Here is a 551-nt window from a genome sequence, read left to right as displayed (position 1 = left end):
GTCCATTCTCTCAGGCGCTGGGGCTGTGATGCAGGCCCCGAAGCGCTGTTGCTTGTCGGTCAGCGCCATGTGTGATTTTCTTGGCCTCGTCTCATCTGGGAGGGGGAACCATGAGAACGCGCTTCTTCGCTTTGGCCGCGAAACTGCTGGCCGCAACGTTTTCATTGCTTGTCGGCGCCACCAATTTCAGTTTCGCCGACGCAACCGTCCCGACGGCAGACATTGACGGCGCTTCCGACAATGCCCTCGTCAAGCGCTATGAAGGGTCCTTCATCGTCTCGTATGAGAAGCTGGCCTATACCGACTTCAGCCTGCCGCTGTCGCCGCTCAAGGTGAGCCAGGATCCCGACGCGCGCGACAAGAACAACAACCGCGTTTTTGCTCCCGACAAGAAGATCGACGCGGAAGGCGCCCTTACCCGCATCGCCTATGTGCTGCCGGCCCAGCGTTCGCCGCTGGAGGTGCTTCGCAACTATGAGGACGTGATCGCGCAAGGCGGCGGCGAAGTGCTGTTCCAATGCAAGAAGGAGGAATGCGGCGGCGCCTCGGAT

The 551-nt window shown here is 60.6% G+C and carries 1 protein-coding gene; it reads left to right on the top strand.

What is annotated here, in order from left to right; translation table 11 throughout:
* Nucleotides 1–110: 110 nt before the first annotated feature.
* The coding region (locus RX972_RS29155) for a DUF4892 domain-containing protein (RefSeq protein ID WP_316880772.1) at nucleotides 111–551 on the top strand (441 nt) is incomplete at its 3' end.

This window comes from Pseudomonas syringae group sp. J309-1, from assembly GCF_032582135.1.
In the GTDB taxonomy this organism is placed as follows: Bacteria; Pseudomonadota; Gammaproteobacteria; order Pseudomonadales; family Pseudomonadaceae; genus Aquipseudomonas; species Aquipseudomonas quasicaspiana.
The sequence above is the reverse complement of the archived record's forward strand: the minus strand, read 5'-3'. Positions and strand labels throughout refer to the sequence as shown.